Genomic DNA, 15,113 nt, shown 5'->3' on the forward strand with positions numbered 1-15,113 from the left:
GCGCCAAGAGATCCAGCGCCATCTCGACCAGTACCCGACCCGATAAGCCCCCGACTTTCATTCCAAGCAAAAGCTATTCAGGAGAAAACCATGACTTTGAAAATTGGTGTCATCGGCACCGGCATGATCGGCCGCGACCATACCCGTCGCATCCAGCAGGTGCTGGCAGGCGCCGAGGTGGTCGCGCTGTCCGATGTCAACCTGGCCTCGGCCGAGAGCGTGCGCGCCGACCTGGCCCCCAACGCCAAGCTGTACCAGACCGGCGAGGAACTGATAGCGGCACCCGAGGTCGATGCCGTGCTGGTGACTTCCTGGGGCGCCACCCACGAGCCCTATGTGCTGGCCGCCGTCGCGGCCGGCAAGCCGGTGTTCTGCGAGAAGCCGCTGGCGACCACCGCCGAGGGCGCGCGCCGCATCGTCGAGGCCGAGGTCGCCCACGGCAAGCGCCTGGTGCAGGTCGGGTTCATGCGCCGCTATGACGCGGGCTATGTCGCCTTGAAGGACGCCGTGCAGCAGCATACCGGCGCGCCTATCCTGGTCCACGCCGCGCACCGCAACCCGGCCGTGCCAGAGGCCTATGTCACGCCGATGGCGATCCACGACACGCTGATCCACGAGATCGACGTGTTCCGCTGGCTGCTCGACGACGACTATGTGTCGGCGCGCGTGCTCTATCCGCGCAATGCGGCGCGCAGCCACGGCAAGCTGCGTGACCCGCAGGTGGTGGTGCTGGAGACCAAGAAGGGCGTGCTGATCGACGTCGAGATCTTCGTCAACTGCCACTACGGCTACGACATCCAGTGCGAGGTGGTGGGCGAGGACGGCACCGCGCGCCTGCCCGAGCCGATGGCGATCGACATGCGCCTGGGCGCCAAGCGCCAGAGCCGCATCCTGACCGACTGGAAGGACCGCTTCGTCGCCAGCTACGACGTCGAGCTGCAGGACTTCATCGCTGCCGCTGCCAAGGGCAGCGCCACCGGCCCGAGCGCCTGGGACGGCTATGCCGCCGCCGTGACTTCGGACGCCTGCGTGCAGGCGCAGGAAAGCGCCGGCCAGGCCGTCGCAATCGAGCTGCCGGCCCGCCCCGCGCTGTACGAATAAGTCCCGTCAAGCCATGCCGCGGCTGCCGCAGGAGGGATGCCTCATCCCCCGGCTGCCAGGCGGCAAAAGCCGAAATTTCTTTCTTTTCAGGTAACAATCATGCGCTTTTCCCTCAGCCACATCCTGGCTCCCCGCCAGTCGCCCGCCCAGTTCTTCGCCATGGCGCGCGCGCTCGGCGTGACCGACGTCGAGATCCGCAACGACACGCCGAACGTGGTCGGCACCGTGCCGCCCGCCGAGGTCAAGGCAGCCGCCGAGGCCGCCGGCGTCAAGCTGCTGTCGATCAACGCGCTCTATCCCTTCAACGTCTGGAACGACGAGCGCCGTGCCCAGACCGAAAGACTGGCCGACTACGCGGCCGCCTGCGGCGCCGAGTCGCTGGTGATGTGCCCGCTCAACGACGGCAGCCCGGTCGCGCTGGACGAGGTGGTCACCGCGCTGAAGGCGATCAAGCCTATCCTGGAGTCGCGCGGCATCAAGGGCCTGGTCGAGCCGCTGGGCTTCCCGGTGTCTTCGCTGCGCCGCAAGGCCGATGCGATCGCCGCCATCCAGGCCGCCGGTGGCGAGGGCGTGTTCAAGCTGGTGCACGACACCTTCCACCACCACCTGGCCGGCGAGACCGAGTTCTTCCCCGAGTGGACCGGCCTGGTGCATATCTCCGGCGTGGCCGACCCGGAGGTGGCGGTCGACGACATGCTCGACGCCCACCGCGTGCTGGTCGACCCGCAGGACCGGCTCGGCAACGTGGCGCAGATCCGCGCGCTGCGCGCCGCCGGCTACAGCGGTCCGTTCAGCTTCGAGCCGTTCGCGACCGAGGTGCAGGAACTGGCCGAACCAGAGGCTGCGCTGGCCGACAGCATGGGCTGGCTGCGCGAGCAGGTGGCGGCCTGAGCCGGGGGCACCGCCCCCCCGGGCGATGAACGAGGCGAGTCCTTCGTCACCCGGCCAGCCCGACCTCAGATGTTTTCCCGGGTGTAGAGCTCGAGCGGGACCAGCACCGACTGGGTTCCGGCGTCCGAGGTCGCGTTCCTGGCCCGGATCGTCGCCAGGATGGCCTCCCTGGCCACCCGCTCGAAGGGGTGCGAAATCACCAGCGTCAGGCTGCCATCGAGCAGGCCCGCCTGGGTCGTCGCCATCAGGTCATGGCCGACCGTCACCAGCCCGCCGGCGCGGCCGCTTTCCCGGATCGCTGCCAGGGCGCCGCCGATGCCGCCTCCCGACACGTAGAGACCGCGCAGGTCGGGGTGCTGGCGCAGCAGCTTCTCGGTCAGTTCGCGCGCGATCGCGTCCGACTCGAAGGTCGACATCGGTTCGAGCAGGGTGAACTCGCCGGCGTGTTCGCGCAGGTAGGAGCGGAACCCGCTTTCATACAGGTCGTGGCAGCGGTAGCGGTGCGTGCCGACCAGCAGCCCCAGCTTGCCTGGCTGCCTGCAGGCATGTCCGAAGGTCCAGGCCGCCGTACGTCCAACCTTCCAGCTGTCCAGTCCCACATAGCCGACCCTGGAGCGCGCCGCCAGCGGCGAGACCAGCGCGACCGTCGGCACACCGTCCTGCGCCAACCTGTCGATCATGTCGGTGACGATCGGGTGCTCGGCCGCCAGCACCGCGAGCGCATCCGATTCGGCAGCGAGTGCCTGCATCTGTGCCGCGACGCCCTCGGGCGAGAGGTCGTCGAGATGCGCGCTGCGCAGGCGCACATCGCCCTCCTGGATGCCGGGCGCTGCGGCCTCGAAGCTGCGCGTCAGCAGGGTCGAGAACAGCCGGTGCGGCGTCTGCACGATCACGCCCAGGCGGTGGCGCGGACTCGCGGCATCGATGCGCTGCTCGAGGGCTCCGATGCCATAGAAGCCGATCTCGCGCGCGGCTTCGAGCACCCGGCTCATGGTCACCTCGCGTACCTTGCCCGATCCGCCGATCACGCGGTTGACCGTGGCGACGGAAACCTGCGCTGCCTCGGCCAGGTCACGAATGGTGGGTCTTGCCATCTGGGTGCTCCCTTCAGTTCATTCTGTTGCATTGCAACGGCTCATGAGATGAATCGTCTCATGATTGCCGGTTTCAGCAGTGGAAACCCTGTGTTTCATTCGCCGGCTCGATCAGATCGGACCGGAATTCATGAGACAAGAAGATACTTTCTGTTTCTTCATGCATCTGTTTTTCTGCTCTATTCCGGCAGCCGAAGATAAAGTTTGTTTCATCTTATCCCAGGCCCTGGAGCCTTTGATAGCAAGGAGACGACATGAACGATCTGGAATTCGGCACCCGCAACAAGAAGGGCGACTGGGCCCCCTCCCAGCATCTGGAGCTGCCCCCCTTCTGGTCCTGGCCGCCCAGCCTGGGCCGGGTCCTGGGTTGGGTGATGGGCTATGTCTGGCCCTGGAACCTGGTGGCCATCGTCACGGCGCTGCTGTGGTGGCAGCTGGTCGTGCCCGATGCCGGGACGCTGCGGACCCTGGGCTGGGGCTGGGCCCTGCAGCTGTTCGCAGCCAACTGGCTCGGACTGTTCGCCTACTACGGCTTCTTCGAGTGGCGCTACTACCGCCGTCGCGTGCAGCAGCGGCAGTTCAAGTACAACGGCAGGTTTCCGGCCGAGCAGCCCTCGGACGTGTTCTGGTTCCGCAGCCAGAACATCGACAACTTCCTGCGCAGCTTCCTGGTGTCGGTGCCGATCGGCACGGCGATCGAGGTCCTGCTGCTCTGGGCTTTTGCCAACGGCTGGGCGCCTGCCGTCTCGTGGAGCGATCATTCCGTCTACCTGGTGTGCCTGGTGCTCCTGGCCCCGGTGCTGCACGAGGTGCATTTCTTTGTCATCCACCGCCTGATCCACTGGGGTCCGCTCTACCGCTGGGTCCATTCGGTGCACCACAACTCGGTCAACCCCTCGCCCTGGTCCTCGATGTCCATGCATCCGGTCGAAGGGGCGGCCTATTTCGGCGTCGCGCTGTGGACCCTGCTGATTCCGTCCCATCCCTTCCTGGCGGTGTTCCTGTTCCACGCGGCGGCCTTCGGCGCCATCGTCGGTCACCTGGGCTTCGACCAGCTGGCCTTGCCGGGTGGCGGCGCGCAGAAGAGCTCGGCCTACGCCCATTACCTGCACCACAAGTTCTTCGAGGTCAACTACTGCGACAACGGCAGCGTGCCGCTGGACCGGTGGTTCGGCTCCTGGCATGACGGCTCGCCCGAGGGCGAGCGCCTGATGCAGGAGCGCTTCAGCAAGAAGAAAGAGCGCCTCAACGCCGCTTGAGCCATAGCAAGCACCCAACAGGAGACAAGACATGACGCAATGGATCCAGGCCTGTGCCGCCGATGCCATCGAGAACGAGGGCGTGACCCGCTTCGACCATGGCGGTCGCACCTATGCCATCTACCGCAGCCCTGCCGACGAGTATTTCTGCACCGACGGCCTGTGCAGCCATGAATCCATCCACCTGGCCGACGGACTCGTGATGGACTACCGGATCGAGTGCCCCAAGCACAGCGGCGAGTTCGACTACCGCAGCGGCGAGGCCATGCGCGCACCGGCCTGCCGGAATCTCCGGACCTATGCCACCCGGGTCGAGGCTGGCCATGTCTTCATCGAGGTCTGACATGGACCCGATGGTGATCGTCGGCGCCGGTGAATGCGGCACGCGCGCGGCCTTCGCGCTGCGCGAGAACGGCTGGCCGGGCGGAATCGTCCTGATAGGCGAGGAGTCCGGCCTGCCCTACGAGCGCCCGCCGCTGTCCAAGCCGGGCGGGGCCGGGGTGGTGCGGCGCGACATCTGCGATGCGGCTGCACTGGTCGCCCATGGCATCGAATTCCGCGCAGCGACCCGGGTCGAGTCGCTGGACCGCACGCAGCGGACCTTGCAGCTGCGTGGCGGCGAGTCGCTGTGCTACGGCCGCTTGCTGCTGGCCACCGGCGCGAGGCCGCGCGCGCTGGACTGCCCGGGCGGCGAGACCGCCTTGCCGTTTCGCACCCATGACGATGCCCGGGCGCTGTTCGGACAGATCCGCACGGAAGCCCGGGCGATACTGGTGGGCGCGGGGCTGATCGGCATGGAACTGGCGGCCACGCTCAGGCAGGCCGGCATGGCCGTGACCGTGGTCGAGGCCGGCGAGCGTGCGCTGGGGCGGGGCATTCCCGCAGCGGTCGCACAACGGCTGCAAGCCTGTCACGAGGCGCGAGGCGTGCAGTTCCGCTTCGGAGCCGGCATCGAGCGCCTCGAGGCGGGAGCGGTCCGGCTGACCGACGGGACCCGCTTGCCGGCCGATGTGGTGCTGGCCGCGATCGGTGTCTTGCCCGACACCCGGCTGGCGCAGCAGGCCGGACTGGCCATCGACAACGGCATCGTCGTCGACGGGCGGCTCTGCAGCTCCGACCCGCATATCCATGCCGCCGGCGATTGCGCCCGCTTTCCATGCCGGCGCACGGGCGAGACCTTGCGCCTGGAGAGCTGGCAGAACGCCCGCGACCAGGGCGAGCATGCCGCCCGCGCCATGCTAGGTAGCGCTGACGCCTTCGATGCCATTCCCTGGTTCTGGTCCGACCAGTACCAGCTGGGCCTGCAGCTGGCCGGCTGGCCTTCGGCACAGAGACCGTTGCTGGAACGGCAGGTCGATGCCGGCACCACGCTGTGGTTCCAGCTTGACGAAGACGGCCATCTGCTGTCGGCCTGCGGCCTGGGGCCGGGCAACGGCGTGGCCAGGGACATCAAGCTGGCCCGGCTGCTGCTGGAGCGGGCCCAGCCCCTCTCTGCCGCGGCCTTGCAGGACCCCGCCATCCCCCTGAAATCCCTGCTGCGAGGCTGAGCCATGACCGTGTCACCACCCGTCCCTGGCCGGGACATCGATCAGCCCGTGCTGTACATCCTGCAGTCGCTCTGGGGCATGGAGCGCGTGCGCGGCCGACAAGCCGACGGGCCGCTGGGCGAGCGGCTGGACCTGATCCACGCGGCAGGTTTCGATGGCATCTCGGCCCATGTCTACCCGGGTGCCGGAATGGAGGACTGGATCGACCAGGCCCGGGACCTCGGCTTCGTGATCGAGGGCAACGCCTTTCCCAGGACGGTGGAAGACCTGCGGCCGGCGCTGGAACTGGCGGCCCGTCACGGCATCCACCACCTGGTGATCCAGGGCGACGTGCGCCCGTACAACGCTCAAGCCGCCTTCCCCCTGCTGCAGGGCTGGCAGGCTCTGGCGCGGGAGTACGGCGTGCCCCTGCTGGTCGAGACGCACCGCAACACCATCAGCAACGACCTGTGGCTGCTGCGCGAGCTGCTCGACCTGATGCCCGGGCTGCCCTTGCTGGCCGACCTGTCGCACTATGTCTGCGGCCAGGAAATGAACCTGCCGGTGAGCGCGCGCAACCAGGAGCTGGTCGAGCGCGTGCTGCGCAACAGCCAGGCCTTCCATGGCCGGGTGGCCTCTTCGCAGCAGATCCAGCTCGAGATCGGCTGGGCTTGCCACCAGCCCTGGGTGGACCAGTTCATGGACTGGTGGGCCTGGGGTTTCGCCGACTGGCTGCGTCGCTCCAGCCCGTCGGACAGCCTGACCTTCACCTGCGAGCTGGGTCCGGCTCCCTACGCGATCTGCGGTCCGGACGGACAGGACCGCTCCGACCGCTGGCAGGATGCCCAGCTCATGCGCCAGTCAATCAGGGAGCTGTGGCACCGGGTCTGCCGCGAGCGCCGCCTCGCAGCGACAGCAAGCCGCAACGGAGGTATCCCATGAGCTGACAGACACCGATCGCATCCCCCAGCCGAGTGAGCCGACAGAGGGTGAGGCCCTGTCCAACGGGTTCTTGCCCGAACAACAAATGAAATAGGAGATATGGAATGAAGAAGATTTTGCTGACCGCCGCAGTCGCCACGATCCTGGCAGCGCCGATGGCCGCCCAGGCCGAGAAGATAGGCGTGACCATGTTCGATTACAACGATACCTTCCGCTCCCTGCTGCGCGAGGGGGTCGATGCGGCGGCCAGGAAGGCCGGGGCCTCGGTGCAGTTCGAGGATGCGAAGCAGGACGTCGGCATCCAGCTCAACCAGATCCAGAACTTCATCTCGCAGAAGGTCGATGCGATCATCGTGCAGGCGGTCGACACCGACGCCACGCCCAAGATCACCCAGCTGGCGGCCAAGGCCAGGATCCCGCTGATCTACATCAATGCGCGGCCGTCGGACTTCGACAAGCTGCCCGCTGGCGTGGCCGTGGTCGCCTCGGACGAGGTGTTCGGCGGCACCTTGCAGGCCCAGGCCGTGTGCAAGCAGCTCGGCGGCAAGGGCCAGGCGCTGGTGCTGATGGGCAACCTGATCCACGAGGCGGCCCGCCTGCGCACCCAGGCGGTGGAGAACAGCTTCAAGTCGGACAAGGCCTGCGCCGGCATCAAGCTGGTCGACAAGCGCGAGGGCAAGTGGAGCCGCACCGAGGCGCAGGACATCACGACCAACTGGCTGACCGCGGGAGTGAAGTTCGATGCGATCATCGCCAACAACGACGAGATGGCGCTCGGGGCCATCAATGCGCTCAAGGCGGCCAAGAAGCTCGACGGCAAGGTGGTGGTCGCCGGCATCGATGCCACCCGCGACGCGATGGCCTCGATGAAGGCGGGCGAGCTCAAGGTCACCGTGTTCCAGAATGCGGCGGCGCAGGGCGCCGGCTCGGTCGATGCGGCGCTCAAGCTGGTCAAGGGCCAGAAGGTGGACAAGTTCGTCAACATTCCCTTCGAGCTGGTGACGCCGGAGAACCTCGCGCAATACGCGAGCAAGAACTGAACCCTCCGAGCGGACCCACGATAGCAGCGAGCGCCTTGGACGGTCCCGAAGGACCGTCCCTGGTGTCTCCTTTCGCCAGCACCTGTGCTGGCTTTTTTTGCTCGGCGGCGGGGCTGGCCCGTCAGCCCAGGCTCGCCTGGCTGCCCAGCCGCTCCCACTCGGTGCGCAACCAGCGTGCGCAGGCAATGTTGTTGCGCCAGATGTCGTAGCGGGCGCCACCGCCGTAGTCGGGGAAGGGGATGAATTCGCAGCTGATCTGGCCGGGTGCCCTGCCGGGATATGCCTGTCTCCAGGCCAGCATGTCGCGCAGCGCGCTTTTCCAGACTGCCAGGTCTTCCTCCTGCCAGGGCCGGTGGAACTCGCCGGGACCAGGTTCCACGAACGGGTACTGGATCGCGCGTCCCGGCCGGCCGTCGGCCCGGCGCATGGCGGGGTTGCCAGGAATGCCGGGTGCGACGCTGCGCGCGTGCGCATGCACCACCCAGCCCCGCTCCAGCCATTGGCGGTAGAAGGACCTGGCGCCCTTCGGCGACAGCAGCGAGCGCCCGCCATCGTCCGCGTCCTGCAGGCCGCTGAGCGCCAGCTCGTCGGGGTTGTCGATCTTGAACAGCAGGTGCGAGTGGTCCAGCGTCAGGCGCAGCGCCACGTTCGAGCGCGCCAGCAGTTCCGCCACCGCCTCGACGCGCTCGAAGCGCTCGCTCCACATGTCGACATGGACCTCCAGCGCGGGCAGGCAGCCGGCGGCGCTGCCATGCGCCATCGCGTCGAGGAAGCAGTCGGCCACCTGGCGGTCGCTCAGCGGCTGGCCATCGGCCTGCTTGGCGAACAGCTGCATGTTGAACAGCCGGGCACCGAGCCGGCCGCCAGTGCGCAGGCCCCAGCGCATCAGCGCCTCGTCGCGGCCCGCGCAGAAGATGCCACCGAACACGCCGATCGGCAGGCCGTATTGCTCCACCCAGTCGAAGTAGGGCGCGAAATCCTCGCCGGGTGCGATGTTCTTCTCGACATAGTCGAACACCCCGGCCTCGCGGATCCAGGCGAAGCGGGTCGGCGCGTCGGGCACCGGCAACCCGTCATGGACCAGCACGCCGTCGATATTGATGCCGACCGGCAAGCCGTTGCTCGGGAGCGGCCTGTTCATGCCGCCACCGCCGTGCTCGACAGCAGAGACCTGAGCTTGACGGCCGGATCAGCCAGGACCCGCGGATCGAGCGTCGGGCGCTGCTCGACCAGCAGGCGGGCCAGCTTGAACTCGCGCGCGCTGCGCGCGGCCAGGCCCCAGGCGCTCATGCCGACCAGGCCGCCGCGGGCGTCGAGATGGAAGTCGATGCGGTCGCCAGCGCCGAGGTCGCGGCTGGCGCGGCTCAGGCCCAGCGCGGGCTCGCCGCAGACCTGGAGCTGGTGCTCGTACTGGTCGCTCCAGAACCAGGGCAGCTGGTCGCAGACCTCGTCGCCGCCCAGCATGTTGCGCGCCGCCACGCGCGCTTGTGTCTCGGCATTGAACCAGGTCTCCTGCCGGATCGGCAATCCGGACAGGGCACTCGGGAACTCGGCGACATCGCCCGCGGCGAAGACCCCGGGCGCGCTGGTGCGCAGGCCTGCGTCGACGAGGATGCCGCGGTCGACCGCCAGGCCCGCTGCGCGCGCCAGTTCGGTGGCGGGCTGCATGCCCACGCCGACCAGCACCGTGTCCACCTCGATCGCCGCGCCATCGTCGAGCCGGACCCGAACGCCCGCGCCGGCGCGCGGCTCGATCGCCACCGGCAGCCGGCCGAGCCGGATGTCGACGCCCTGCTCGCGGTGCAGGGCCAGCACGCGCGCGGCGATGTCGGCGGGCACGGCGCGACCGAGCAGGCGCTGTGCCCCCTCGACCAGCGTCACCTCGGTGCCCAGGCGCCGCGCGCAGGCCGCCACCTCGAGGCCGATGAAACCGCCGCCGACGACGAGCAGGCGGTGGCCGCTACCCAGCAGCGGTGCCAGCAGCAGCGCGTCGTCGAGCGTGCGCAAGGTCAGCACCTCGGGCAGGTCGGCCCCCGGAATGCCGAGTCCGCGTGCGGTGCCGCCGGTGGCCAGCAGCAGCCTGCGGTAGGGCAGGACCTGCCGGTTGGCCAGGGTCACGGTATGTGCGGCGGTGTCGATCGCCGCCACCCGCTGGGCGTGCAACCGGATGCCGTCGTCTATCATGGCCTGGCTCTCGCGCAGCAGGCAGGCACCGGGTGTCTTCTGGCCGGTCAGCAGTTCCTTCGACAGCGGCGGCCGCTCGTAGGGCGGGTAGCGCTCCAGTCCGACGAGGTCGATGGCTCCGCTCCAGCCGTGATCACGCAGCGCCTGCGCCGCACGGCCACCGCAATGGCCGGCACCAATGATGACCATGGAGGGGGTAGTTCCCATGTCCTGTGCCCTCCCTCAGGCCAGCTGGATCTGCACCTGGCCGCCCTGGACGCGGGCCGGGTAGGTCTTGAGATTGACGCAGACGGGCGCACCGAGCGCGCGGCCGTCGCGGATGTCGAAGCGCCCGTTGTGCTTGGGGCACTCGATCACATGCTCCATCAGGAAGCCGTCGGCCAGGTGGATCCTCTCGTGCGTGCAAAGCCCGTCGGTGGCATAGACGCGGTCGTCGCAGCGGTAGACGGCATAGGTCCTGCCGGCGTGGTCGAAGCGCCTCACGTCCTCGTCGTCGAGCTCGTCCAGCGCGCATACATCGGTCCAGTCGTTCATGCTTGTCTCCTTGGTTCTGGTCTGCTTCAAATTCACTGTGTCGCTTGCGGCAGCGGACGCGACACGCTGTGTCCGCTGTCGCGGGTCTGCTGCAGCAGCGTGGGCAGGATCTCGGCCAAGGCCTGGGCCAGGCCGGGGTAGGGCGGCGGGCAGTCCGCCTTGACCTGCTCGTGCAGCGCGGGCAGCGCGTGGTAGGGCACCAGCGGGTACATGTGGTGCTCGACGTGGTAGTTCATGTTCCAGTACAGGAAGCGCAGCACCGGGTTCATCAGGATGGTGCGGCTGTTGAGCCGGTGGTCGAGCGTGTTCTCGGGCAGGCCGGCATGCTGGGTCAGGCCGAGGACATGCTGCAGCCAGGCCCCCAGCATGGTCGGCGCCATGCCGAGCAGCAGCAGCGGCAGCCAGCTCTGCAGCCAGACGGCCACGCCGACGGCGAGCGCCAATACCAGCAGCCAGCGCCTGGCCTCGCGCACCATGGCCGGCCACTCCATCTCGGGCACATAGGTCTTTTCCTCGGCGTCGATCGAGCCGGCGGCGTTGCGCAGCACGGCGGCCAGTTCGCGCGGCACGCTCCTGAGCCCGAACAGGTTGAGCAGCAGCGTCGGGATGCAGGGCGGCAGCGTGACGTTGAACTCGGGGTCGCGACCGGTGACCAGCGTGTCGCTGTGATGCCGCGCGTGGCTCCAGCGCCACCGAGTCGGGCGGCGCCAGACCTGGAACGACGCGAACTGATAGAGCAGGTCGTTCATCCAGCGGGTCCGGAAGGCCGTGCCATGGCTGGACTCGTGCCAGCGGCTGTCGGCCGGACTGCTGTAGAGCGTGGCGTACAGGAAGTAGGCCGCCAGCAGCCCGCCAGCGCTCCAGCCACTGGTCCAGCCGTGGACGAACAGTGCCGCGCTGGCCAGGATCAGCGCGTACCAGAGCAGGGTGTCGCGGATGGCGTGCGCGTCGTCGCGCTTCATCAGCGCCTTGAGCGCCGGTCGCGGCAGCGGGGACTGGTACCACTGCGCATTGACGAGTCCGGCGGCATGGGCGCGCTCGGCGGCACCGCCGATGAGCCTGTAGTCGGCGCGGCTGCGTCGCCATGGGGCGGCTGTCGGGTTCTGGTCTGGCATCGCTTGTCTCCTGTCATTGGGTTTTCCATGATGGTAGATCAATGAAAAATATTTTCTGAAATCTTCCATCAAATCACCTCAGAAAACCTCAGAATCATCAGCGTGAAATCCATCATTCATGGCATGAGAGGCATTGCATGAACCACGGCCAGCGCAGGGTCACCCTGCAGGACATCGCGCAGGCGGCGGGCGTCAGCAGCGCCACCGTCGACCGCGTGCTCAACGGCCGCCTGCCGGTGCGCGAGGACACGGCGCTGCGCGTGATCGCGGCCGCCGAGGCGCTGGGCTACCGCGCCGCCCACCTGATGCGCCAGCGCCTGGACAGTGCCGGCAAGCGCCGTCGCCTGGGCTTCTGCCTGCAGAAGCAGGACTCCCCGTTCTACCAGGCGCTGGCGCAGGCGTTGCGCGACGCCACCCGGCGCCAGACCGACGGCCATGGCTCGGCGGTGATCGAGTTCATCGACGAGCTCGAGCCGCGCGCGATCGCCGACCGCCTGCTCGAGCTGGGCCGGCGCTGCGACGCGCTCGGCCTGGTCGCGCTCGACCACCCGCATGTCTCGGCGGCGGTCGCTCAGCTGCACGAGGAGGGCCGTCCTTGCCTGGCGCTGCTGTCGGACCTGGGCGCGCCGCAGCGGCTGGGCTGCGTCGGCATCGACGACCGCCAGCGCGGACGCGTCGCGGCCTGGGCGGTGCGACGCCTGTCACGCCGCGCTGCGAATGACCAGGGCGAGGTCGGCGTCTTCATCGGCAGCCAGCGCTACCTGGGCCAGGAGATGAGCGAGATGGCGTTCCGCTGCGCGCTGCGCGAGCAGGCGCCGGGCTTGCGCGTGCTCGACGCCCAGGTCAACCTCGAGGACGAGCAGCTCGGCTACGAGGCCACGCTGAGCCTGCTGGCGCGCCACCCGCAGCTGGTCGGCCTGTACGACACCGGCGGCGGCGCGACGCGCGGCATCGTGCGGGCGCTGCGCGAGGAGGGCGCGGGGCGCGGCATCGTGATGGTCGCCCATGGCCTGACGCCCGAGCACCGCGAGGCCCTGATCGACGGCGTGATCGACCTGGTGATCCAGACACCGGTCGTCCCGGTGGCTGACCGCGCCGTCGGCGTGCTGCTGCGCGCGCTGCAGCCAGGCCAGCCGGTGGCCTTCGGCCAGCCCTTCATGCTGCCGTTCGAGCTTTACACGTCGGAGAACGTCTGAGCCCGGCTGGCGGGACTGGCCCAGGATCCGACGCCGCTCAGACGTAATCGACCCAGACCGCGCCCGCGTCGGCCGAGCGCACGCAGTGCTCGACCCAGCGCACGCCCTCGACGCCGGCATCGATGTCGGGGTAGCGCTCGGGCGCCGGCTGGCCGCGGTCGGCGGCGTCCATCGCCAGCGCGTAGCGGCGATACAGGTTCGACCAGGCCTCGAACAGGCCCTCGGGATGGCCGGCGCCGATGCGGTCGTCGGCCAGCGCAGCCGGGTGCAGATAGCCCATGCCGCGCTCGAGGATGCGCGCCGGCTGGCCCTGGACCTCGAAGCTGAGCTGGTTCGGCCGCTCGTCCCACCACTCGAGGCTGGCCCTGGAACCGATCACGCGGATCTTCTGGCCGTGCATCGAGCCGGCGTTGACCGCACTGGACCAGACCTGGCCGACCGCGCCGTTGTCGTACTCCATCAGCGTGAAGGCGTTGTCCTCCAGCGGTGCCCGGCTCCTGACGAAGCTCTGGCGCGTGCAGAGCAGGCGCCTGATCCGCAGCTGCGGCAGCATCACCTCGGACAGGTAGAGCGGATGGGTGCCGACATCGCCCAGCACATAGCTCGGGCCCGCCATCCTGGGATCGACACGCCACTTCGTCGCCGGATTGGCCGCCTCGACCGCCTCGCTGTGGAAGCCGTGCGCGAACTGCATCTGCACGATGCGGATCTCGCCGAGCTCGCCAGCGGCAATCATCTCGCGCGCCTGCTCGATCAGCTGGTGGCCGGCATAGCCATAGGTCACGCCGACGATCCGGCCCTGGCGTGCCGCGAGCGCGCGCAGCTCCTCGGCCTGCTGGGTCGTGAAGCACAGCGGCTTCTCGCACACCACATGCAAGCCGGCTTCCAGCGCCGCCTTGCAGATCGCGTAGTGGGTGCCGTTGGGCGTGGCGACCGAGACCGCCTGGATGCCGTCGGGGCGCACGGCCTCGGCGGCGAACAGCGTCGCGTAGTCGGGGTAGCAGCGCTCCGGGTCCAGCCCCAGGCTGGCGCCGAAGTCGCGACCGCGCGCGGGGTCGATGTCGAAGGCGCCCGCGACCAGCTGGAACAAGCCGTCGCGCAGTGCCGCGCTGCGGTGGATGTAGCCGATCTGGCTGCCCTGGCCGCCGCCGACCATGGCCCAGCGGATCGATGCCGATAGAATCTTTGCCCCGTTGATCATGTCTGTCTCCTTGTTGTGATTTCAGTTGAAGCCGACGCCGCGCAGGAAGTCGCGGCTGGCCTTGACGTCGGCCAGCACCGAGCCCGAGTTGCGCGGATCGCGCTCCTGCTCGACCGTGATGTAGCCCTGGTAGCCGATCTCGTGCAGCGCCTCGCGGATGCCGTCGTAGTCGAGCACGCCGCGGCCGATCGGGCACATCACGCCCGCGGCGCAGGCCTCGAAGAAGCGGATGCGCTGGCCCATGACCCGTTCGTAGACCTGGCGGTCGATGTCCTTGAAATGCACGTAGTCGAGCCGGTCGGCATGGCGCAGCAGGGTGGCGACCGGGTCCATGCCGGCGTAGTAGGCGTGGCCGGTGTCGAGGCACAGGCCGGCGACCTCGTGCGGGATGTCGCGCAGGATCTGCTCGATCTCGTCGGAGAACTCGATGTAGCCGCCGGCATGCGGATGGATCACGGTGCGGATGCCGTATTCGCGCCAGGACAGCTCGGCGATCTGGCGCACATGGTCGACCATCCGGGTCCAGTCCGCCGGGGCCAGGCGCGGGGCGCGCTCCGGGTGGCCGGCGGCGTAGTCGCGCTCCTCGTGGCCCCAGTCCATCACCACCAGGTAGGGGGCGGCGAAGCGCTGGCCGGCCTCGGTCGGCAGCCTGGGCAGCTCGCGCAGCAGGCCGCAGATCTCGTGCGTCTGGCGCAGCAGGCTGGCAGCATTGGCCGGCGAGACCAGGTCGTCGAAGATGGTGCCGGCGACGATGCGCAGGCCATGCTGTTCCAGCGCCTGGCCGGTGCGCCCGACGTCGAGCGGCATGTAGCCGTAGGGGCCGAGCTCGAGTCCCTGGTAGCCGGCCGCGCTGGCCTCGCGCAGCACCTGGGTCCAGTCGGGCAGATGCGGATTCCTGACGTCGTCCACGCCCCAGCAGCAGGGCGCGCTCATGATGTGAAGTGTCATGGTGTGAAAGTCTTGCTTGTCTTGTCGGCTGTCGGTTCAGCGCTTGAAATGCCGGTCGAGCTGGCGCTGGATCTCTTGGCGC

At 68.6% G+C, this 15,113-nt stretch carries 15 protein-coding genes; 8 read left to right on the top strand and 7 right to left on the bottom strand.

Features of this window, described 5'->3' with window-relative positions; genetic code table 11:
• The first annotated feature begins 90 nt into the window (after nt 1-90).
• Together C6P64_RS16060 and C6P64_RS16065 are read left to right on the top strand one after the other, a co-directional pair.
• Nucleotides 91-1,101, top strand: coding sequence for a Gfo/Idh/MocA family protein (locus C6P64_RS16060; RefSeq protein WP_105749552.1), 1,011 nt, complete (start codon nt 91-93; stop codon nt 1,099-1,101).
• A gap of 99 nt (nt 1,102-1,200) precedes the next feature.
• Complete coding sequence (locus tag C6P64_RS16065) at nt 1,201-1,992, top strand: TIM barrel protein (RefSeq protein ID WP_105749553.1); 792 nt, start codon at nt 1,201-1,203, stop codon at nt 1,990-1,992.
• A 65-nt stretch (nt 1,993-2,057) separates the two neighbouring features.
• Here C6P64_RS16065 and C6P64_RS16070 read toward each other — a convergent pair whose 3' ends face one another.
• Nucleotides 2,058-3,086 (bottom strand): LacI family DNA-binding transcriptional regulator, encoded by a 1,029-nt coding sequence (locus C6P64_RS16070; protein WP_105749554.1) that lies wholly within the window; start codon nt 3,084-3,086, stop codon nt 2,058-2,060.
• 254 nt (nt 3,087-3,340) lie between these two features.
• Between C6P64_RS16070 and C6P64_RS16075 the strand changes: the two genes are divergently transcribed.
• From C6P64_RS16075 to C6P64_RS16095, 5 genes are all read left to right on the top strand, one after another.
• Nucleotides 3,341-4,345, top strand: coding sequence for a sterol desaturase family protein (locus tag C6P64_RS16075; protein WP_105749555.1), 1,005 nt, complete (start codon nt 3,341-3,343; stop codon nt 4,343-4,345).
• Between the two features lie 31 nt (nt 4,346-4,376).
• On the top strand, nt 4,377-4,688 hold the full coding sequence (locus tag C6P64_RS16080; RefSeq protein ID WP_105749556.1) for a MocE family 2Fe-2S type ferredoxin: 312 nt from the start codon (nt 4,377-4,379) through the stop codon (nt 4,686-4,688).
• Between the two features lies 1 nt (nt 4,689).
• Nucleotides 4,690-5,892: an NAD(P)/FAD-dependent oxidoreductase gene (locus tag C6P64_RS16085; protein WP_105749557.1), complete on the top strand. Its 1,203-nt coding sequence runs from the start codon at nt 4,690-4,692 to the stop codon at nt 5,890-5,892.
• Between the two features lie 3 nt (nt 5,893-5,895).
• A complete protein-coding gene (locus C6P64_RS16090) occupies nt 5,896-6,813 on the top strand; it encodes a sugar phosphate isomerase/epimerase family protein (protein ID WP_146115952.1) in 918 nt (305 codons plus the stop codon).
• 104 nt (nt 6,814-6,917) lie between these two features.
• Complete coding sequence (locus C6P64_RS16095; RefSeq protein WP_105749558.1) at nt 6,918-7,853, top strand: sugar ABC transporter substrate-binding protein; 936 nt, start codon at nt 6,918-6,920, stop codon at nt 7,851-7,853.
• A 121-nt stretch (nt 7,854-7,974) separates the two neighbouring features.
• Here the strand turns inward: C6P64_RS16095 and C6P64_RS16100 are convergent, their stop codons facing one another.
• Genes C6P64_RS16100 through C6P64_RS16115 form a run of 4 tightly spaced genes read right to left on the bottom strand, consistent with a single transcriptional unit; the run spans nt 7,975 to nt 11,686 of the window.
• Entirely contained in the window at nt 7,975-8,994 is a 1,020-nt protein-coding gene (locus C6P64_RS16100) for a xylose isomerase (protein WP_105749559.1), read from the bottom strand.
• Complete coding sequence (locus C6P64_RS16105; RefSeq protein ID WP_105749560.1) at nt 8,991-10,244, bottom strand: NAD(P)/FAD-dependent oxidoreductase; 1,254 nt, start codon at nt 10,242-10,244, stop codon at nt 8,991-8,993. The genes C6P64_RS16100 and C6P64_RS16105 overlap by 4 nt, the downstream gene beginning before the upstream one ends.
• Nucleotides 10,245-10,259: 15 nt before the next feature.
• The gene (locus C6P64_RS16110; protein ID WP_105749561.1) at nt 10,260-10,571 is read right to left on the bottom strand and encodes a MocE family 2Fe-2S type ferredoxin; all 312 of its coding nucleotides are present in this window, start codon (nt 10,569-10,571) and stop codon (nt 10,260-10,262) included.
• A gap of 32 nt (nt 10,572-10,603) precedes the next feature.
• Complete coding sequence (locus tag C6P64_RS16115) at nt 10,604-11,686, bottom strand: fatty acid desaturase (protein ID WP_105749562.1); 1,083 nt, start codon at nt 11,684-11,686, stop codon at nt 10,604-10,606.
• A 137-nt stretch (nt 11,687-11,823) separates the two neighbouring features.
• Here C6P64_RS16115 and C6P64_RS16120 point away from each other — a divergent pair, with 137 nt between their 5' ends.
• Nucleotides 11,824-12,882 carry a LacI family DNA-binding transcriptional regulator gene (locus tag C6P64_RS16120; protein ID WP_105749563.1) on the top strand — a complete coding sequence of 353 codons (1,059 nt, stop codon included), beginning with the start codon at nt 11,824-11,826 and terminating at the stop codon, nt 12,880-12,882.
• A 37-nt stretch (nt 12,883-12,919) separates the two neighbouring features.
• On the opposite strand, the gene C6P64_RS16125 is transcribed toward C6P64_RS16120, so the two are convergent.
• On the bottom strand, nt 12,920-14,083 hold the full coding sequence (locus tag C6P64_RS16125) for a Gfo/Idh/MocA family protein (protein WP_105749564.1): 1,164 nt from the start codon (nt 14,081-14,083) through the stop codon (nt 12,920-12,922).
• 21 nt (nt 14,084-14,104) lie between these two features.
• Nucleotides 14,105-15,031 carry a sugar phosphate isomerase/epimerase family protein gene (locus C6P64_RS16130; protein WP_105749565.1) on the bottom strand — a complete coding sequence of 309 codons (927 nt, stop codon included), beginning with the start codon at nt 15,029-15,031 and terminating at the stop codon, nt 14,105-14,107.
• Nucleotides 15,032-15,113: the final 82 nt, after the last annotated feature.

The sequence above is a fragment of the Malikia granosa genome (genome assembly GCF_002980595.1).
In the GTDB taxonomy this organism is placed as follows: domain Bacteria; phylum Pseudomonadota; class Gammaproteobacteria; order Burkholderiales; family Burkholderiaceae_C; genus Malikia; species Malikia granosa.